Source organism: Clostridiaceae bacterium, from assembly GCA_012840395.1.
Lineage (GTDB): Bacteria > Bacillota > Clostridia > Acetivibrionales > DULL01 > DULL01.
In genome coordinates this window covers 1-19,855 of record DULL01000034.1, presented here as the reverse complement: position 1 = coordinate 19,855, position 19,855 = coordinate 1, and the positions used below count along the sequence as shown (strand labels likewise).

Annotated in this window: 18 protein-coding genes; 7 read left to right on the top strand and 11 right to left on the bottom strand. The window is 36.5% G+C overall.

The features are described 5' to 3' along the window. Window positions 1-5: 5 nt before the first annotated feature. From GXX20_04290 to GXX20_04260, 7 genes are all read right to left on the bottom strand, one after another. Window positions 6-1,256 carry a CpaF family protein gene (locus GXX20_04290; protein ID HHW30883.1) on the bottom strand — a complete coding sequence of 417 codons (1,251 nt, stop codon included), beginning with the start codon at window positions 1,254-1,256 and terminating at the stop codon, window positions 6-8. Window positions 1,257-1,296: 40 nt separating this feature from the next. After that, complete coding sequence (locus GXX20_04285) at window positions 1,297-2,460, bottom strand: AAA family ATPase (GenBank protein HHW30882.1); 1,164 nt, start codon at window positions 2,458-2,460, stop codon at window positions 1,297-1,299. A 613-nt stretch (window positions 2,461-3,073) separates the two neighbouring features. Then, window positions 3,074-4,252: a phosphodiester glycosidase family protein gene (locus GXX20_04280; GenBank protein ID HHW30881.1), complete on the bottom strand. Its 1,179-nt coding sequence runs from the start codon at window positions 4,250-4,252 to the stop codon at window positions 3,074-3,076. A gap of 22 nt (window positions 4,253-4,274) precedes the next feature. Then, complete coding sequence (locus GXX20_04275; GenBank protein HHW30880.1) at window positions 4,275-4,607, bottom strand: flagellar biosynthesis protein FlgJ; 333 nt, start codon at window positions 4,605-4,607, stop codon at window positions 4,275-4,277. 89 nt (window positions 4,608-4,696) lie between these two features. Then, window positions 4,697-5,497: a flagellar basal-body rod protein FlgG gene (gene flgG / locus GXX20_04270; protein ID HHW30879.1), complete on the bottom strand. Its 801-nt coding sequence runs from the start codon at window positions 5,495-5,497 to the stop codon at window positions 4,697-4,699. A gap of 13 nt (window positions 5,498-5,510) precedes the next feature. Continuing rightward, window positions 5,511-6,293, bottom strand: coding sequence for a flagellar hook-basal body protein (locus GXX20_04265; GenBank protein ID HHW30878.1), 783 nt, complete (start codon window positions 6,291-6,293; stop codon window positions 5,511-5,513). 267 nt (window positions 6,294-6,560) lie between these two features. Continuing rightward, window positions 6,561-7,604 (bottom strand): rod shape-determining protein, encoded by a 1,044-nt coding sequence (locus GXX20_04260; protein ID HHW30877.1) that lies wholly within the window; start codon window positions 7,602-7,604, stop codon window positions 6,561-6,563. Between the two features lie 335 nt (window positions 7,605-7,939). Here GXX20_04260 and GXX20_04255 point away from each other — a divergent pair, with 335 nt between their 5' ends. Then, on the top strand, window positions 7,940-9,004 hold the full coding sequence (locus tag GXX20_04255) for a substrate-binding domain-containing protein (GenBank protein HHW30876.1): 1,065 nt from the start codon (window positions 7,940-7,942) through the stop codon (window positions 9,002-9,004). A gap of 73 nt (window positions 9,005-9,077) precedes the next feature. On the opposite strand, the gene GXX20_04250 is transcribed toward GXX20_04255, so the two are convergent. From GXX20_04250 to GXX20_04235, 4 genes are all read right to left on the bottom strand, one after another. Next, entirely contained in the window at window positions 9,078-10,046 is a 969-nt protein-coding gene (locus GXX20_04250; GenBank protein HHW30875.1) for a hypothetical protein, read from the bottom strand. Between the two features lie 48 nt (window positions 10,047-10,094). Further along, on the bottom strand, window positions 10,095-11,045 hold the full coding sequence (locus tag GXX20_04245) for a hypothetical protein (GenBank protein HHW30874.1): 951 nt from the start codon (window positions 11,043-11,045) through the stop codon (window positions 10,095-10,097). Between the two features lie 130 nt (window positions 11,046-11,175). Beyond that, complete coding sequence (locus GXX20_04240; GenBank protein ID HHW30873.1) at window positions 11,176-12,447, bottom strand: M20/M25/M40 family metallo-hydrolase; 1,272 nt, start codon at window positions 12,445-12,447, stop codon at window positions 11,176-11,178. 280 nt (window positions 12,448-12,727) lie between these two features. Further along, complete coding sequence (locus tag GXX20_04235) at window positions 12,728-14,020, bottom strand: MFS transporter (GenBank protein ID HHW30872.1); 1,293 nt, start codon at window positions 14,018-14,020, stop codon at window positions 12,728-12,730. A 391-nt stretch (window positions 14,021-14,411) separates the two neighbouring features. Here GXX20_04235 and spoIIID point away from each other — a divergent pair, with 391 nt between their 5' ends. The 6 genes from spoIIID (at window position 14,412) to GXX20_04205 (ending at window position 19,679) form a co-directional block, all read left to right on the top strand. Further along, window positions 14,412-14,675: a sporulation transcriptional regulator SpoIIID gene (spoIIID, locus tag GXX20_04230; protein ID HHW30871.1), complete on the top strand. Its 264-nt coding sequence runs from the start codon at window positions 14,412-14,414 to the stop codon at window positions 14,673-14,675. 220 nt (window positions 14,676-14,895) lie between these two features. Next, window positions 14,896-15,657, top strand: a complete 762-nt coding sequence (locus GXX20_04225; GenBank protein HHW30870.1) for a FadR family transcriptional regulator — start codon at window positions 14,896-14,898, stop codon at window positions 15,655-15,657. A 72-nt stretch (window positions 15,658-15,729) separates the two neighbouring features. Beyond that, on the top strand, window positions 15,730-16,797 hold the full coding sequence (locus GXX20_04220; GenBank protein HHW30869.1) for a hypothetical protein: 1,068 nt from the start codon (window positions 15,730-15,732) through the stop codon (window positions 16,795-16,797). Window positions 16,798-16,852: 55 nt separating this feature from the next. Next, window positions 16,853-17,947 (top strand): Ldh family oxidoreductase, encoded by a 1,095-nt coding sequence (locus GXX20_04215; protein ID HHW30868.1) that lies wholly within the window; start codon window positions 16,853-16,855, stop codon window positions 17,945-17,947. 57 nt (window positions 17,948-18,004) lie between these two features. Beyond that, window positions 18,005-18,640 (top strand): bifunctional 4-hydroxy-2-oxoglutarate aldolase/2-dehydro-3-deoxy-phosphogluconate aldolase, encoded by a 636-nt coding sequence (gene eda, locus GXX20_04210; GenBank protein ID HHW30867.1) that lies wholly within the window; start codon window positions 18,005-18,007, stop codon window positions 18,638-18,640. Window positions 18,641-18,653: 13 nt separating this feature from the next. Further along, window positions 18,654-19,679, top strand: a complete 1,026-nt coding sequence (locus tag GXX20_04205) for a sugar kinase (protein HHW30866.1) — start codon at window positions 18,654-18,656, stop codon at window positions 19,677-19,679. Window positions 19,680-19,855: the final 176 nt, after the last annotated feature.

Genomic DNA, 19,855 nt, shown 5'->3' with positions numbered 1-19,855 from the left:
CTTTCTTATACTTTACAGGATATTCCCGCCAGTTTAAATTTGGTTTCGTTCAACAAAGGGTTGCTTGTTCTTTTTAATTTTCCAATAACTTTTTCTCCCGTGCTACCTTCTCCGTCCTCATTTTCTTCTTCAAATATAAACAGAGGATTTAAAAATATCTGTCGGTTTTTATACCCTTTTATTTCGGTAATTTCCATAACTCTTCTTGAACGGTCTCTTAATCTGGATAAATGAATAATAATATCTATGGAGGATGCTATCTGCTGCCTTATTGCTTCAAGTGGTAAGGGCGCTGCATATAACACCATTGTTTCAAGCCTGCTCAGCATATCCTGGGGAGAGTTCCCATGGCCTGTGGACAATGACCCGTCATGTCCGGTATTCATAGCCTGAAGCATATCCAGTGCTTCTGCTCCTCTTACTTCCCCTACAATTATTCTTTCCGGCCGCATTCTTAAGGATGTTCTTATCAAATCCCTCATTGTAATCCTGCCTTTATCTTCCGTATTAGCATTTCTGGTTTCCAATCTGACCAGATTTTTTACCCCGGTTATCTGAAGTTCAGCTGAGTCCTCAATAGTAATAATTCTTTCATCTTTAGGTATGAAATCTGAAAGGGCATTTAAGAATGTTGTCTTTCCCGAACTTGTACCACCGCAAATGAAAATATTATACTTAGCCTTTACCATGGCTTCAAGAACCTCTGCAGCTTCTTCCGTTAAACAGCCTAATCTTATTAAATCATCCATAGTCATTGGTTTTTCAGGAAATTTCCTGATAGTCATAATAGGCCCGTTAATTGCTACCGGCTGAAGCACAACGTTCACTCTCGACCCATCTTTCAGTCTTACATCTACTATGGGAGAATATTCATTTACAATTCTATTGCTTTTTGAAACAACAGATTGTATAACATCTTCCAGCCTTTCCTTGCTTTCAAACCTCAATTCAGTTTCAACTATTTTACCCTCCTTTTCAATAAAAATGTTATTGGTTCCATTTATCATGATCTCTGTTATGCTATTATCTTCAATTAATGGCTGGAGAATATCGAGGCGTCTCAAAGAATTAAAAACATTATTCACCAGGCTAATTTTTTCAGATATTGGTATGTAATGTTTTTCGGTCTTCCTGAATACAATCTCAGTAATAATCTTTTTGATTTCTTCATCAACAGTATCATTACTTAAGTCTATACTTTCTCCAACTGCCTGCCTGATTTCAGCTAATATTTTCGGAATTTCTTCTTTCTTCATATCTCCAATACCACCTCAGCAAACTCGCTTCTCCTGGGAATTAAACATATCTATTAACCAGTTGCATTATTCCCTCAATGAAATTCTCACAGTTTTCATCTTTCTTTCCTGACAGATTGATTTCTGGAATACTCTGAATAAAAGGAACTCTCCTTACATAAGGAATTTTGTATTCTATCTTACCCATAAACAAATCTTCATTATATTTTTCAGGACTATCTAAAGTTCCTTCCTTGACAGTTTCTGCGCATATAGATACTTTATATTTATTTACTACGGGAACAATCTTGTATAAATAGTCTGTTCCGGCCTTTTGGCAATATCGTTCAAGTTCCTTCATAATCATATGAGTCTTCTCATGGCAATACTGCTCCTGGGATAATACAAAAATTATTTCGTCACTTGCATCAAATATAGTGAAATTCTTTTTATTTGAGCCTCCGGACATATCTACAATAATCAGGTCATAGATTCCAGATTGCTTTAATTCCTTCAAAATATACTGTAAATCTTCAGGCTCAAGTTCATCCAGGTCCAGAACACTATCAGGAGGCCCTATATAACATAAACTATAATTTGGATCTATACATTTGATTTCTTCAATTTTCGACAATATATCTTTATTCATTAATTTTGAATAATATATAATGTTTGATAACCCAGGTTTTTCATATGTGTCAAAAAATTGTCCTGCAGAATATATATCCTCCAGGTTAATATAAAGAGTTCTCAATGACTTCTTGGCACAACAGATTCCTATACTCAAAGCTAAAGTAGTTTTTCCTGTGCCTCCGGCAGGAGAGTAAACAGCAATCACTTTTGTTTCTTTGACATTTCCAGTTATATATTTTCCTGTATTCCTTCTTTCTGAATATATCCTGACTATTTCCTGTACAATTGCCCTTCCACTTTGATATTTATATATGGCTGTTTTATTACCATCCCTGCAATTATCACCAATAGTCTCGGCCAGGAATATAACAATACCCTGTTTCCCCTCAGGTAATGATTCATCATACAGACTTGGATTGATTAATAAAATATCATAGGGGGAATATTCTTCAACCATATATTTTGTAAAGATTGTTTTATTAGTGAAAGAATATATAGAAAATTTTCCTGGAAAATTCTCCAAAATAAAATCAGAAAGTGCATCTACGTACTCTTTTTCCTCGTCTACAATAATAAGAGTCAGCCGTTTCATCGTACCTCCCAAAATACAAATGCTATATTTCCCATAATGTTTTTTATTTCTTTACTCCATGAACAATACTTATTATGAAATTATAACCATATATTATATTATTCTTGTGTAAGATTTTATAATAATATACATTATTTGTCAATATTTTTATTTTTTTACTATAATTTTCGTCATTGATATGACAAATTATTATATTAATACAAAAAAATAATTATAATAATAATTGTATTAACAACACTATATTTCTTTTATTTCCATTATTCTTGACACAGGCTTTCTGCAGTGATATATTTAAATAACCGAAATATTATCGCTGAAGCTGCATATCCATATTGACGTCTGTTTTTACAACGCTTTAGAGGATAATTGAAGAGGTGACTTTATTAGTGATAAATTATTTACTCTTAGATTGTATCATAAAATTTCTGCAACTGATAATTATGCAGTATGATACAGAAACAATTACTTACAACACTTTTTGTTCACTTTCTAAAGCTAAAATAGCTTTTCTTAGTGAAAATCTAGAATCAATTCCTACAGAAGATAAAAAAGTATTAGCTAATAATATTATAAATAGATGCAAGGAAATATATTTAGATTATGTAACCACTTGTTAATCTAAATATCTTACCACTATGCCTCCACATAAGGGCCGTTCTTCGCCTTTGAAAGATGGCTTATTTATAATATTGCCTTCAATTATCATCTCGGTGGAAGCACCTCCATCTAGCATAGCTGCGTCTTTAATACCTTGTGATAACAAAAACCTGCCTAATTCTTCTGCCGTAAACCCGGCACTGTATCCTGGTTGCCTCCCGTCAACTGTTAAAAGTACAACAGTGTGGCTATCTTTCAATCCGAGAACTGTTCTCGGATCACGATTTGTTAATACCCCAATCCATTCATCTGTCTTTCCGATCACTATATTGCCATCTTTTACAATCCAGCTGCCACATTCATATGCCTGTACATTTTCCACCAGGTCAGGGTCTATCCCAAATGTGATATTTTCCCCTATATCTATTTTTATATCAATGTGATCCTTTACATAATCTTTTAAATCATCAAACATGGTTATAAGAAAGCCATTCTTTGGTATTGAGGTCTCTGATGCCGTACTTACAACTTCTTTGACTACTCCATTCTCGACTATGGCAGTTTTATTCTTTTCTTCTGCTCTGTTAGTGAGACCAAAATATGGAGTATAAATAACAATATCTCCGGGGCCACCTTCCACATTAATGCCGTCTATATACAACTTTCTTCCGTTTATCTCTATCCACACTCTTGATGCCAGTTCCTTCAGTTCAGCTTTTTTTCCGTCTGTCATAAATACCGGATATTTACCTGTCGAATTAGTTATGAGTTCACCATGTATTATAACCATTCCTGCAGGTTCTCCATATTCATAAAAAAAACCGCCGTTGACTGCCGCATAAGCTTTATGTCTCAAAGCCATGGATGAAAGCTTTTCAAATCCAAAGATAAGATCATGGGAAAGTACCGGAAATATTTCTACAAGCCCATGTTTAAGATCTATTTCAAGAATATTTATTTCCTGCTTTACTCCCTCTATTTTTTCACTGATACGTCTATATTTAATAGGATTTATCTTCTCTTCAGTTTCATGAATCTCAGTTGTTTCAGTACTATTATTCTCTTTTTCAGTTGCAGGTTCATTCTGATTAATGCCATTTTTATAAAAAGAAATGATTACAACAGACAACAAAAATACTAGAAGAGTTACTATAATTCCATTTTTTATAAAATGTGTTTTGCCCCAGGTTCCCACTTCAAACCCCTTTGACTTTTCTCTACTTTAACTGATTATACAACATTTTCGCCAATCCAAAACTATTGCTTTTTGAAGCTTCCTCTATAAATGCTTCATCAATGAAAGAATTCAAAATATCTTCTCCCTGATTTTCAGGAACTAATCGGGATTTTGGAACGGTAGCTTTCATCTGCTTGAATAACATAGCAAGAAATATCTTTTCCATCTCCATGCAAGATTTTCTCAAAGCCTTATCATCGTTTTTTTCTATAGCTTTTTGGAATATCTTCTCGAAATCATTTTGTTCGTAGGTATTAATCCTGTTATTAATAACCTCAGAGGTTCCCATATCAATAATCCTACTTATATTCATAGTTATTCCATTGGCTCCTTTTCTGGTTTTCATTAGTATTATATATTAAAATTTTATTAAATATAATTAACTAAATATACTAACTATCACTATCTTTTCAAATTATTTGCTATTCCCATCATTTCATCGGAAGACTGGACCGCTTTCGAACTAATTTCATAAGCTCTCTGTGCAACGATTAATTTGACCATTTCTTCAACAATCTGAACATTTGAAGTTTCCAGATAACGCTGCATTATAATACTCCTTTCCCCCTGTTCCCAATCAGGTATAGGTTCACCAGAAGCATCAGTTTCAGCATAATAGTTTCTTCCTATACTTTCAAGACCCTTAACATTAGCAAATTTAACCAGACCAATACGCTGCCCCAGGGGGACAGTAACTCCTGATTCGTCTATATAACTTAATTCCCCATCCTCAGAAATAACTAATTTATCTATATCCACATCTATTATTATCTCATTCCATGTATCATCCAGTACTGGGTATCCTTCTGATGTTGTAAGTATCCTTCCGTATTCAGACATAGATACTTTAAAGCTTCCATCTCTGGTATAAATTACATTACCTGCGGGATTTAATACCATAAAGAACGCTTCTCCATTTATAGCTAAATCAAGAGGATTATCTGTTGACTCCAAACTGCCCATAGTAAAACTTTTAACTGTAGAAACAGGAACTGTTCCATGTCCCACTTGCAGGTTAACCGGACGTCCTTCGTTCTCAAGGATATTTGCCCTTTCAATAGTCTCGTACATAAGATCCTTGAATTCTACTCTGTCCTTTTTAAAAGATGTTGTATTAACATTTGCCAGATTATTTGCTATCACATCTACATTTAACTGTTGTGCAAGCATCCCGGACCCAGCAGTCCATAAAGATCTCATCATACCATTACTCCTCCTATCTTACTGCCCCAACTTCGTTTACAGCCTTCTCAAGAGTGCTGTCCTGAACTTGAATCATTTTTTGATTTGATTCATATGCTCTCATTACATTAATCATTTCTACCATTTCTTTTATTATATTCACATTAGACTGTTCCACATATCCTTGTACAATAGTCCCCTCAAAAGGTACTCCTTCATAATTGTTGTTGACGCTCTGCAACAAGTTTGAGCCTACCTTTCTCAGCCCGCTGTTATCGGCAAAAGTCCTGATTAAGAGCTTGTCTACTACTTCACCATACTGAATGATAGTTCCATCCCTTTCAATGAAAAAATCTCCATCTTCCAGTACTATTGGTCCTCCTTCTCCCAGAACCAAAAAGCCCTCTGATGTGGTAAGTTCATTGTTTGAATTTATTGTGAAGGATCCATCTCTTGTGTAGTATTCATTTATTGTTCCGTCCTGATCTGGAACTCCAATAGTGAAAAAAGAAAGATCTGAATCTTTAATGGCAAAATTATATTTATCATCAGTTTTAAGAAGACTTCCCTGACTGTAATATGTATGAATTTCACCTATATCACTTCCAAGTTCCATGGTGCCTATATTTGAAGTCTTCCTGCCGATTAAATCCTTTTCATTCATGCGCATAGTCAAAGCCTCAGGGAAGCTCTGAAAAACTGTAACATCTCTTTTATACCCGTAGGTATTGACATTTGAAAGGTTATTTGTAATAACATCCATTTTTTTATTATTTGCCAACATGCTCCAACCGGAGGTATATAAGCCTCTTATCATATATAAACCTGCCTTATGGGAATAGTATTTTTTTACTCAGTGTATATATCGGCTAATATAAAATTTAATTAACACCACTATTTTTTTAGGAAAAACTATTTTTTATAGGAAGACTATTTCTATAGGAAAAAGTTCCTTGTTTTTTGATAATGGCTATATACTTAGGCAAATAAAAAAGGAATTATTTTGCTATATCCGGTTAAACCCATTAATATAGCACAAACAATCCTTTAAGAACAAAATTATTGTTCAATATTTTTGTCTCTTTTAATCTCTCGCTGATACTTTTTTACTCCTATTTTCCTGAATATAACTTTGCTCGATTACATCCAAATTATTGAGAGTTTCTCCTGTCCCAAGAGCTACACATGAAATTGCATCATCAGCTATAATAGTCTTGATACCGGTCTTTTCCTGGATCAGCTTGTCTAATCCATACAGCAGGCTTCCTCCTCCTGTCATAACTATACCTCTGTCGCTAATATCTGCTGCAAGCTCCGGTGGAGTTTTTTCAAGAACTGCATGTACAGCCTCAATTATACTTGAAACAGGTTCTTCAAGTGCTTCCATAATTTCATCAGATTCTACAGTTATAGTTTTTGGAAGTCCTGAAATCAGGTTCCTTCCTCTGACATCCATGGATACCTTCTGTACTCTTGGATATACAGTACCTATATTAATTTTCAGTTCTTCAGCAGTACGCTCACCAATCATAATATTGTGCTTTTTACGCAAATAACGAATAATAGCCTCATCAAACTTATCTCCTGCAATCTTAATGGAAGAACTGACAACTGTTCCTCCTAAAGAAATTACAGCAATATTGGTAGTACCGCCTCCCACATCTATGACCATACTTCCGCAAGCTTTTGAAATGTCTATACCGGCACCTATGGCTGCAGCAATAGGTTCTTCTATGAGATAGGTCTTTCTGGCTCCTGCCTGCATGGCAGCATCTATGACCGCCCGTCTTTCAACCTCTGTAACACCACTTGGAACACATACCATAATACGAGGTCTGAAAAGTCTGAAAATTTTCTGACCACAAACTTTATTTATAAAATATTTCAGCATCCTTTCGGTTATATCGTAATCGGATATAACACCATCCTTCAATGGACGGATAGCAACAATATTACCAGGTGTCCTCCCAAGCATTCTCCTGGCTTCCTCACCAACAGCCAGGAGTTTGTTGGTATTCTTATCTATTGCTACAACTGATGGTTCTCTTAAAACAATCCCTTTACCTTTAATATATACAAGCACCGATGCAGTTCCCAGGTCAATTCCGATATCTAGTCCAAGAGCCAATTAACCCACTCCTTTGCCGCAACTTTATTTTTCTTTTGTTTCATTATGACTAAATATACATATATATTATGGGTAACTTTATGTAAAAAAATTAAAAAAAAACAATTATTACTTTTATTCTTATATTATCATAATATTTTGATAATTCAAGTAATTAAAAAGTTATTATTGAAGCTTTTTCATATAATTATATTTCTTTCCATTTGACACTGCAATCAATGAATGTATATACTAAAAAATATAGATCTGCGTAGGATCTGAGTTTTCTGAACTTCAAATTATATTTAGTGCATTGCACTTAAATAGTTTTCAGTTTAAATAAGGAGTTTTATATAATGTACAGGATTACTATAAAGGACATCGCTAAAGAGGCCGGAGTCTCTATCGGTACAGTATATCGTGCTCTTAATAATAAGGGGCGTATTAAAAAAGAAACAAAGGAAAAAATTCTCGCCCTAGCAAAGAAAATGGACTATAAACCAAATACAGTAGCCAGAAAGTTCGCTCTCTGGAACAAATTTAACATCCTTGTAGTAATGCCTCATGAACCCCATTATTACTGGAAAGATGTCAATTTAGGTCTTTCTTCAGCAAGAAATGAACTCTCTGAATTTGGTCTCGAAACTGAAACCTATTTTGTTCTGCCCGATCAGAACCCAGATACCGTCCATATTGATATAATAAATATGATGAAGCAAAAAAAATATGATGGACTTGTTATCGCGCCTATATCAATTAACAAATTTGAGGAAATATTAAAATACGCCAATAGTAAAAATATACCCATCGTTATTTTTAATGATGGTGCAAAATATGAAAGTAGGTTATTCTATTATGGACCAAATAACAATGCAACCGGAAGAATAGCCGGAGAAGTGCTCGCGAAGTTTATTGGATTAAAAGGAAATATCTGCGTGCTGTCACAAAAAAATCTTCCTACTCAGCAAATAGAAAGAAAACAAGGCTTTTATGATTATATGCACACTAATCACCCTGATATTAATATCTATGGTGTGTATACTTGTCAACCGGGCAATGAAAAAGAATTTCTTCTTGATATACTCAGTAAACATCCAAATTTAAATGGCATTTACGTGATTGACAGTATTAGTGCCGGCATATTTGGTACAATCTTAAAAGAAAAAAATATCAAAGGTATTACTCTTGTAGGCCATGAAAGCTCCCCGCTTTCCAGGAACATGCTCCAGGAAGGGTATGTTACTGCTCTAATTTGTGAAGAAAAAGTGTGTCAGGGCTATTACCCTGTAAAATTGTTGTATGAATACTTGGTTCAAGGTATATTACCTGAAGATAATAATATTTTTACCAACATTAACATCGTAGTTAAGGAGAACGCCCATTGCCTTGATTATAACAATTATGGAATTGGTTATAAATAATATGTTTAAGGCCCCTTGATTTCAAGGGGCCTTTATTTAAAGCTGTTAGTTTTTAACTGCTTTAACCTGCCAACTAAAAATCAACAAGTTCCATTGGCTCAATTGGACGTGCCATATCTTCGCTTACATAGATAGTACCTTTCTTAAGCTGATAAATTGAAGCAGGCAGGTCTTTTGTTACAGGTCCATAAATCTGCAGGCGTGAAATCATGCGTTCCCAAGAGCTGTATCCGCCAATAAATCCAAGATCGTGGCGCTCCAAGGATTCTCTTGCATTTATGACGTCACGTGGGCCAATGGATACAGAATATGCGGGTGTAATAGCCAAATCGCCTGTAGCTCCAAAGCATCCACCCAATGAGTTCTGAATAACAGTTAATCTGTGATTGTCAACCCATCTTGCGCCCAGTGTCAGGAATTCTTCGAGGGTTTCGGCCTGGAATGCTTTACAGTAAGGATCAATGAATGCTGTATGTCCTATCCATCCTGTAGCGGATACTATCAAATCGGCTCCTCCCTCTCCTACTTCCTCGATCATATCTGAATAATATTTATAGTTCTCATTTGTGAAAACATGCATTTGCTCCAAGGGAGGACGCAGGTCTTCGCGGAAGCTCATATAGAACTCTCTAAGGAATGCTCCGCCTAATGACGGACCATAACTGATAGGTGCTACGTTTCCGTCCTGGTCTGCCCATTCATCCATACAGAAAGCATGTATATTACGGGCGCTTATGTTAAATTCATTGCACATCTGAGCTACAGCAGTGTAAATATTCCTCCAGGAATTCGGGAAAATAATTACTGTTTTCTTATCTTCTTCATGAGAACGAACAACCCAGTTGAAAAGCTCAGCAGTAATCGCAGAACTGGGATTGGGTACCACACGCACCTTATATTCCGGATTCGGATGGGGGTGTGTTTCCATATCCTCACGTTTAATATTCCTACAATATTCTAAAACCTTTTTATCGCGTATTGGTATCCACGATTGAGGTGTAAAATCAAAAACTCTGTTACTCATAGTATCTAACCGATTCATCCTATTCAACCCTTTCTAATTATTTTTATTTAAATCATCGTATTACTATTATTCAAGTGGATTTTTATCCGGTGGTAATACTATCGGTTTAGCAATTCCTTCGCTTACATAGCAAACACCTTTATAAAGGCGAAGAATAGAAGCAGGTACCTCCATTGTAACCGGTCCGTAAAGCATTATACGAGATATCAAACGCTGCCAGGAAGTTTCCATTGCAGCAGGTCCACGATGCTGGACTTCTACATGGTATCTAGCATTTGCCACATCCCTGGGACCAATTGTTGCAGCCTTGGGTGGAACATTTGCCACATCTCCTGAACATCCGAATATACCCATCAGTGAATCTTCAGCAATAGTTTCCGGCAGGGGAGTAACCACACGAGAACCGAGCTTTACATATTCTTCAATGGAATCTGCTTTGAAATCATCTGAAGGCTCTATAGTTGCAATACGTCCGGACCAGCCAACAGAAGAATACATTACGTCAGCTCCGCCCTCTCCGCATTCTTCAATCATATCAGAATAGTTTGCCACATTTTCTGTTGTAAAATAGTGAATTTGATTCTCAGGTGGCCTTAATTCGGGTTTCAATCTGTCATAGAAGTACTTTTTGAAGGATCTTCCCTTGCTTGCAATATAAGTCAATGGAGCAACATTATTGTTTTCATCAGCATATTCATCCATGAAAAAAACATGTAAATTGCGGCAGCTGACATTATACTTATTTAATACTTCTGTAAGGCTTATATATTCAGCAACACATGGATTTGGCAATATTACTGTAAGCTTTTTGTTCTCCTTATCGGACATGCGAATGCGATTATACAGATCTGTTACAAAGTAAAAACGCGAATCATATACAATTTTTACTTTAAAATCCGGATTCTCGTGCTTAAAATTTACCATTTCTTCACGAGTCATGGAACGTACCCTGTCCATGACTTCCGTATCTCTAAAAGGAAGCCAGGGAGCTGGTTGAAATTTAAAACATTTGCTCATAATACTCTCCTCCAATATTGTATATTTTTGTATATTAATTAGTTTAAAATTTATTTATTAACACAATGACAGATAACTTAACGCACGCACAATTTCATTAATTATATTTGTATTAATAACGATTAAAGTATTATTCTTCAACTACTCCACAATAACGTATTAAGAATAATATTAATGCTTTTGTGTGATTCAGGAATTCCTGGCAATCTACATACTCATTGGGCTGATGTGCTCCTCCTGGAAGTGCAAAATCTCTCAAAATACCAAAATTAAAGCTTCTTGGACTTCCATATGGTAGAATTACAGAAAGATCTGTAAGGCATGAGCCACACTCTCTAACCTTCTTCCCTGCGGCTTCCTCTGCAGCTGCTTTCATAATTTTAACCGCAAGACAGTCTTTTTCAGTCTCGTAATAACCAAAGAATCTGGTTGTGGGAATAAATCCTTCTGTCACAATTCCCATTTTAGCAAATTGAGGCCTTACTCTGTCTAATATATCATCCAGCTCTTTATATATTTCTTCCTTGGTTTTATCTGTGTAAATAACAAAAGATAACATTGCTTCATCGTGATTTGTTCCTACACTTGCAAAACTACTCAGCCGGAAGGCAGAACGTTCCATGTCTGATCCTGTATAAAGAGAATTTATATGTAATTCAGTCCTGCGCCTTTCTGCAAAAACCTTCAATTCATTCATCAGAATTGATATGGCGTCAAAAACATCCATTGCATTGTCAGTAGTTTCGGTTTTCTTTACACTGATCTTAAAGCAGCCTCCACCCAGTGCAGCTATCCAGATTTCATAATTCCCTCCATCCAGATTCACATAGGTGTCACAAGGATATTTCAGGCATGCGGCAAGAGCGCCGTCTCCTCCTCCATATTCTTCGTCTGCATAAGATGTTAAAACAACTGATTTTTTTAATTTTATACCGCATTCTTTAAGAGCTTTAATTGCATAATAAGATCCTGCTATTCCAAATTTATTATCCCCTGCTCCTAAGCCATAAATCTTTCCGTCTTTTATTACGCCTCCGAAGGGATCCACATCCCACCTGTCCAGATCTCCGGCCGGCATGGTATCTATATGGGCTGCAAGCATTACTGCTAATTCTTTGTCTTCCCCATACCAAATACCACTTACATTTGGCCTGTTTTCAAGTCCTCTGCCTGGAAGGTAGCCTGGGTGTTCTTTAATTCCAGGTATACTGTCAGGTGAATAAAGCTCGGTTTCTAATCCTAAATCCCGGTATAATTTTTCTATGTATTCGGCACATTCTTTTTCTCTTCCATGAGTTATAAAATTTTGGGTATCAAATTGAATCAATTTAGACAAAAGACCAAAGAGCTTTTCTTTGTTTTCTTCAATGTAGGCAAGTGCCTTATCTTCGTATTTTTTCATTTACACACAACCTCTTTTTGCATAGATTTATATTTAATTATTTGCGTAAGCGTTAACACTTTTATTATAAGTTACTTATTCATAACTGTCAAACTCTATTTAACAATAGTTTGGAAATAGTTTTCTTTTTACTACCCTTTTAATACCCATGCCACAAACTTTTTTCAATAGCTTACTGCATATAAAAAGATAACTTCATTATCATTTTCACACTCTCATTATAAGAATAATAATAGGATCGTCAATTATTTCTTGAAATCTGAAAATATAAATAAATGCTTCACACTATATATTCATTTCGGTCTTTTTGCGCATAATTTATAATATACATAAACAGTGCAAATACCAAAACTGAAATAACATCAAAAATAATAAGCATCCCTTTATAACTTCCTGTCACATCATAGCTGAAATTCATAACCGGTGTTCCGATAGACACACCTATGGTAGAAATGGCCAAAAAGAGCCCAATAGTGGCGGTATAGGTTTTGGGACCAAAAAGTTCGAACACCAGCAACGGCAAGGTAACAGTTTCAATAGTTACAGAAAAGCCAAAAAACAAGGCAAATAATGTAGCAATTAATTTATTTTGAGCAAAAGCAAGGAGCATAATTCCACAAATATTACTTATAAAGCACACAATAAGAGCATTTTTTAACCCAAACCTATCATATATAAATCCCATGATAATCTTTGCTCCTGCCAGAGTAAAGAAAAATAAACTCATAATTGTTGCCGTATAATTTGCATCAAAACCTCTATCTATCAGGTGGGCAGGAGCAATTGTATATACCGGGCTATTTAAAAAACCAATAAAAAAGATAGCAATAGCGGCAAGATAAAAATAGGGCTTTCTTAATGATTCTTCCATGGTAAACCCTTCCCAATTCACTCTCTTACTTTTCTTACCAGACTGCTCCTGTTCTTCACTGCCATATGGTTTAAGTTTCATCTCGCATGGATTATTACGGATAGTGGCAAGAATAGGTATAGCACATATTCCTAAGCATACTGCAGTAAAAAAATATGATTTGGACCAGCCATATTTTTCAATCCAGCCTGCAACAATTATGTTAAATAATGAACCGCCCAAACCACTTCCTGCAAATATTACACCTAATATTAAACCCTTGTGTTTCTCAAACCAACGTTCAATCAAGATGGAAACAATTGCTGTTGCATTAAATGTGATTCCTATTCCATAAGGTATTGCACTTAAGTAGAAAACCGGTAAATCTCTTGCTACAGAGAATAAAAAGTATGAAAGTACAAGCATACTGAAACCTATACCTATTACTTTTCTTATTTCAAACTTTCTTATAAAAAAGTTTAGTAAAATACTAAAGACCGCGCTTGAAATAAAACGCAAGGAAAAAACAAATGAAAATGCTCCTCTGCTAAATTTTAATTCTTCAGTCACCGGAGTAATATATAATGCACTTGTTAGATTACCTAATCCTAAACTGATGAATACCATTACGAAACAAGCTACAGCCACAAGCCAGCCATAAAAAAAACCCTTTCCCCCATCAGGATTTTTCTTCCCCAAATTTGCAATTTTAAAGCTATTCATGGTTTTATCCTTTCACAAAATACATCTGATCTATGTAAGCACAATAAGCACATATTTACAATTATCATAAAATAAAAAATACTTTGCAAACCATAAATTCAATTATTTCTTAAGTTTGCAATGAATTTATAAATATCAACCTTTTTTCTATCAATTTCTTATATAAATGCATAAGTTTTATCCGTAAAAAATTTCGCAAAAAAAGCAATAAAAATTCACAACAAATAAAATATAAGCTTTATTTTCTCCTCCTTTTGTATTTTATCATAAGGCTTGAATCAAAGGCATATATATACTGTAGTGATAGTCATTGGGGGCTTTGAGCACTTCAGTTCTAATAAAGATAACAGTGCCATTTTTCAAAGCAGACATGTAGAGGGGGTATACTCGGTTGAAGAGTTACATCGAAGAAAGAGCATTAGAACTTGCTGAATACATCGTTGAAAAAAAAACTACAGTAAGAGCTGCTGCTAAAAAATTTGGAATCAGTAAAAGTACGGTACACAAAGACGTAACTGAAAGACTGGTTAAAATCAATCCTGAAATGGCAGATAAGGTCAGGCTGGTACTAGAAGAGAATAAAGCTGAGAGACATATAAGAGGTGGAGAAGCAACAAAGGCAAAATACCAGAGAGGGAATGTTAAGGTTATTTAACATATCTATAATAAATATAATTTGAATAAAACTAATTATCCTTTTAGGAGCATTTATATGCTCCTTTTTTGTATTTTCGCTTCATTTTAAATTCAATGACTCATTGACATTAATAAAATGCTCAAATATAATTATTTATAATAAGAAATTTGTCTGACAATATGACAAATAGATAACTTATTAAAATTTTCATTTCATTTTAAGTTTGTTGGAGAGTATTATGGCAGATAATATTAATTCAAATAAAATTCAGCGTATTTCCTTGGCGGAAAAAGTAGTGGAACGCATTATTGATATGATAGAACGAAACACGCTTAAAGTGGGAGACATGCTTCCGACAGAAAAAGAATTAACTGAATTATTTGGTGTAAGCCGTTCTTCAATACGGGAAGCTCTCCGTGCGCTTCAATCCATGGGAATAATTGAGAAACGTCAGGGAAGCGGTACTTACGTTAAGAGTAGAATTATTAATAATGATGGATCCTGCTTTAACATTCGCAATGTCCTGCAACGCTTTTCCATGATCGAATTAAGCGAAGCCCGAATGATTATTGAAGAGCAGAACGCTGCACTGGCTGCATTAAATTCATCAGAAGAAAGTATAGCGCTAATGCAGGAGGCCAATGAGCGGTTACTTTCCAGGATAGACAGTGAAGATAAATATGAAATTGTCAGTCTGGACTTTCAAGTGCACCGCTCTATAGCAGAAGGAACAGGAAATTCTTTTTTGGTGGAAATACTGGATATGCTTCTTGAAGTCTTCATGGACTTCAATGTACTGGTCTTAACCCATGAAAAAACCGAAATAGCTATAGATTTTCACCGAAAAATTATTAATTGTATCAAAGAATCCGATGCCAAAGGTGCCCGCCGGTTAATGAAGGAACATCTGACAGATGTTCATGAACGTATTATCCTGGAAGGTTACGGTCCCGGGGAAATTGGAGAATTCAAACTTGAGAAACTGACAAAAAATGAATAGTTTGAATAGCTATAGCTAATTATTTAATAAAATACAAAAAGAAATTCAAAAAGATATTGGAGGATGTTTAATATGACAGGACGCGAGAGATTGTTATGTGCTTTGAATCATAAGGAGCCAGATACGGTTCCTGTATTTGAATGTGTGTATAGCCGGCCTTTATTTAAGGAAGTTTTAGGGTATGTTCCGGAAACATTTGATCCAGTAAGCGTGCTTGAGTGCAGCCACAGAATAGGCTATGATTTTGCTTTTATCCCCATTCCGGGTGTCAGCGGTTTTCGTCCTGAAGGGATGAAGGACACCGTCTATGTAGATGAGTGGGGCATCAAACGTATGATTGCAGATAATACTTGGCCTATTGATGCAGAAATTGAGGTTCCCCTGAAGAATGCAGAAGACTGGGCAAATTATAAAATGCCGGATCCTGAGGCTGAATTCCGTTATAAAGGCCTGGCAGATTGCCTAAAACTTGCAAAAGAATACGGCATGGGTGTTGTAGGCAATGTGCGGGGACCATTCTCCGCAGCCTGGCAGCTGTTTGGAATGGAAAACTTCTTTATCATGTTATATGAAGACCCTGATACAGTTCATCAAGCTCTGACGGCATCCACAGAATTCTCACTGGCTTGCGCACGCCGTATGGCACAAATGGGTGTGGATGCTATTCTTTATTCTGATGATTATGGTTCAATTGAGGCACCATTGTTATCTCCGGCACATTTTCGCGAATTCATCGTGCCACAGCTGGTACGCATTCAGGAAGAAACTGCAAAAATGGGCCAAAAAATGTTGCTGCACAGTGATGGCAATATCGGCGAGCTGATACCAGATATAATGTCTACCGGTATACAAGGTTTGCATCCTATCCAGCGCTGCAAAGGAATAGACCTTGCTGATATTAAGAGCAAGTATGGCCATCAGGTAACTATATTTGGCAATATTGATAATTCAACAACCTTAGTATCAGGCACAACAGAAGAGATTGAGGAAATGGTCAAGGAGTGTATACGCATAGCAGGACCAGGAGGAGGCTACTGTCTTGGCTCTGACCACAGCGTCCACGACGACATCCCCAATAAAAATGTATTTACTGTATATGAAGCAGCGCGGCGTTATGGTAAATATCCTATTAATATTTAATTACGTTGTATGATTTTACACAGGATAGTATATTGATTGAAAAGGAGTAATTTTTATGGGTTATAAACATCTATGTTATACCGATCTGGTAAAGTTTTGCATAGAAGTTTTCAAAGGTTATGGGTTTTCAGAAAAAGACAGCCAAACAATTACAGACGTCTTATTGGAAGCAGACCTTTCTGGCATTGAATCACACGGTATCCAGCGGCTGAAGCGCTATCATGAAGAAATAACCAGCAAAAAATTGGTGGATATCAACGGAAAGCCTGAAGTGGTGTTTGAAACTCCGGTTTCTGCAGTAATTGAAGGTAATAATGGAATGGGCCAACTTATTGCTACATATGCGATGGAAACAGCAATTAAAAAAGCAAAGCAAAGCGGAGTTGGTCTGGTGACTGTGCGCAACTCCAATCATTTCGGTATTGCAGCTTATTATGTAAAAATGGCCATTGAAGAAAATATGCTGGGTGTAGCTATGACTAATACGGAAGCAATTATGGTGCCGACATTTGGACGCCAGCCTATGTTAGGTACCAATCCTATTGCAGTTGGAATGCCTGCAAAGCCACATCCATTTTTATTTGATGCTTCCACAACGGTTGTACCCCGTGGGAAATTGGAGGTTTATGCAAAACGCGGCAATGATATTCCATTTGGTTGGGCGTTGAATGAAAAAGGGCATGATTGTACTGATTCCAACCGAGTACTTAAGAATATCATTGCCAAGTCTGGCGGAGGCATTCTGCCTATCGGCGGCTCGGGAGAACTTATGGGCGGACACAAAGGCTATGGCTTCGGACTGATCTGCGAGCTGTGTACAGGAATCCTGTCTGGCGGAACCACTTCCAATTATGTTTATAAAAAACAGGGTCAGTCAAATATTGCTCACTGTTTCTATGCAATTGATTATGGCATATTTGGTGACAAAGAGGACATCAAGCTTCGCTTCAGCAAATATTTGCAGGAATTGCGCGATTCCAGCAAAGCGGAAGGCCAAGAAAGAATTTATATTCACGGAGAAAAGGAAATAGAGGCACATGAACGTATCAAAGCAACAGGTGTACCGGTAAATGAAATTACCTATGAAGAATTATGCCGTATTGCAGAGTATACACATGCTGATATTTCTCTGTTGAAGCTATTAGATTAAAATAATGGTAAAGTAGAATGGTAAAGAAGAATTTGGATTCAGAAAGGAGAGAGAATCTTGGAAGTATTGGAAAGACTGAAGACAGCAGGCATCGTACCCGTTGTTGTTATAGAGAATGCTGCCAAGGCAGTGCCCACGGCAAATGCTCTTTTAAAAGGTGGCGTGGATGTAATGGAAATCACATTCAGGACAGCTGCAGCACCTGAAGCTATTCGTAAGGTAAGTGAAAACTGTCCGGATATGCTCGTAGGTGCAGGAACAGTAGTGTCCCTGGAACAGTGTAAAAAAGCAGTTGACTGCGGTGCTAAATTCATAGTATCTCCCGGATTTGATGCAGAACTGGTGTCATGGTGCCAGCAAAACAATATTCCGATTGTTCCCGGGTGTGTGACACCTACTGAAATTATGGCTGCAAAAAAGTTAGGTTTATATGTGCTGAAGTTTTTCCCTGCTAATGTTTTTGGTGGATTATCTGCCATGAAGTCATTGGTTGGTCCCTTTAGTGATATAAAATTTATTCCGACGGGTGGTATTAATGCGGCAAACCTGGCTGATTATGCTGCTGCTCCCTATGTGCATGCTATAGGTGGAAGCTGGGTATGCAGTAAAGAAGATATTAATAAGGACAACTTTGAACATATAACTTCATTGTGCAGGGAAGCAGTTGAAACCATTGCAAAAATAATGAAGTAACGAGGTGTTGATAATGAAGGTATTAACATTTGGTGAAATCATGCTTCGCCTAAAGGCGCCAAACTCTGAAAGATTGCTTCAATCTCCCCTTTTAGAAGCAACATTCGGAGGCGGAGAAGCAAATGTGGCAGTCAGCCTTGCCAACTATGGAATGGAAGTGCAATATTTGACCGTACTACCTAAAAATGCCATAGGTGATGAATGTATACGGGAACTGCGCCGCTTCAATGTGGATGTTTCCAAGATAATCAGGAAAGAAGGGCGCATGGGGATTTATTTCTTGGAAAATGGTGCAAATCAATTACCCAGTAAAGTAATTTATGATAGAGCATACTCAGCTATTGCCATGGCAAAACCTGGTGATATTGACTGGAATGCTGTTCTATCTGATGTAGATTGGTTCCATATAACCGGTATTACACCAGCTATAAGCAAAAGTGCCATGGAGCTTTCACTTGAAAGTGTAAAAGCAGCGAAAGCACACGGCGTAACCGTTTCCTGCGATCTCAACTATCGTAAAAATTTATGGAAATACGGAGTTGAAGCTCCGGATGTAATGAGACAAATGGTCCAATACACGGACATAGTTATTGCTAATGAGGAAGATATACAAAAGTCTTTGGGAATTACAATCGATGTATCGGTGGAAAGCGGAGAATTGAGCCGCGAGAAATATAATCTGCTAGCCCAAAAGGTTCTGGAGAAGTATCCTAATGTACGTTTGGTAGCTATTACACTGAGAGAAAGCCAAAGCGCTGATATAAACGGATGGGCTGCTTGCCTGCATGACAGGGAACGTTTCTATGTGAGTAAACGTTACGAAATACGTGATATTGTTGACCGGGTTGGCGCCGGAGATTCTTTTTCCGGTGGACTGATTTACGGCCTCAATACCTATAAAGATACACAGACCGCACTGGAATTTGCAGTAGCGGCCAGTTGCCTGAAACATTCCATTATTGGCGACTTTAATCGTGTAAGCGTATCAGATGTGGAGAAACTAATGGGCGGAGATGGTACAGGCAGAGTGCAACGGTAGTTAGAAAAACTGAAATTATATACCAGATGAAAAAATTATTTGAGCAAAAGGAAGTGTCCTAAAGTTTGTGTAAACCTCTAATCTGATGTAAGATAAAATTACTCAGTTTGGAGGTTTTATTTATGGCAAGAAAAAATGACAGTCAGCAAAAAGCAGCAATGCGGGAAATGATGCGT

Bases quoted from the DNA above. Each gene is read 5' to 3' on its own strand.
- GXX20_04235 (HHW30872.1), bottom strand. From the start codon at position 14,020: ATGAATAGCTTTAAAATTGCAAATTTGGGGAAGAAAAATCCTGATGGG.
- flgG (HHW30879.1), bottom strand. From the start codon at position 5,497: ATGATGAGATCTTTATGGACTGCTGGGTCCGGGATGCTTGCACAACAG.
- GXX20_04275 (HHW30880.1), bottom strand. From the start codon at position 4,607: ATGAATATAAGTAGGATTATTGATATGGGAACCTCTGAGGTTATTAAT.
- GXX20_04205 (HHW30866.1), top strand. From the start codon at position 18,654: ATGAAGGTATTAACATTTGGTGAAATCATGCTTCGCCTAAAGGCGCCA.
- GXX20_04225 (HHW30870.1), top strand. From the start codon at position 14,896: ATGGCAGATAATATTAATTCAAATAAAATTCAGCGTATTTCCTTGGCG.
- GXX20_04220 (HHW30869.1), top strand. From the start codon at position 15,730: ATGACAGGACGCGAGAGATTGTTATGTGCTTTGAATCATAAGGAGCCA.
- GXX20_04250 (HHW30875.1), bottom strand. From the start codon at position 10,046: ATGAATCGGTTAGATACTATGAGTAACAGAGTTTTTGATTTTACACCT.
- GXX20_04285 (HHW30882.1), bottom strand. From the start codon at position 2,460: ATGAAACGGCTGACTCTTATTATTGTAGACGAGGAAAAAGAGTACGTA.
- GXX20_04265 (HHW30878.1), bottom strand. From the start codon at position 6,293: ATGATAAGAGGCTTATATACCTCCGGTTGGAGCATGTTGGCAAATAAT.
- GXX20_04290 (HHW30883.1), bottom strand. From the start codon at position 1,256: ATGAAGAAAGAAGAAATTCCGAAAATATTAGCTGAAATCAGGCAGGCA.
- GXX20_04245 (HHW30874.1), bottom strand. From the start codon at position 11,045: ATGAGCAAATGTTTTAAATTTCAACCAGCTCCCTGGCTTCCTTTTAGA.
- GXX20_04215 (HHW30868.1), top strand. From the start codon at position 16,853: ATGGGTTATAAACATCTATGTTATACCGATCTGGTAAAGTTTTGCATA.
- GXX20_04240 (HHW30873.1), bottom strand. From the start codon at position 12,447: ATGAAAAAATACGAAGATAAGGCACTTGCCTACATTGAAGAAAACAAA.
- GXX20_04255 (HHW30876.1), top strand. From the start codon at position 7,940: ATGTACAGGATTACTATAAAGGACATCGCTAAAGAGGCCGGAGTCTCT.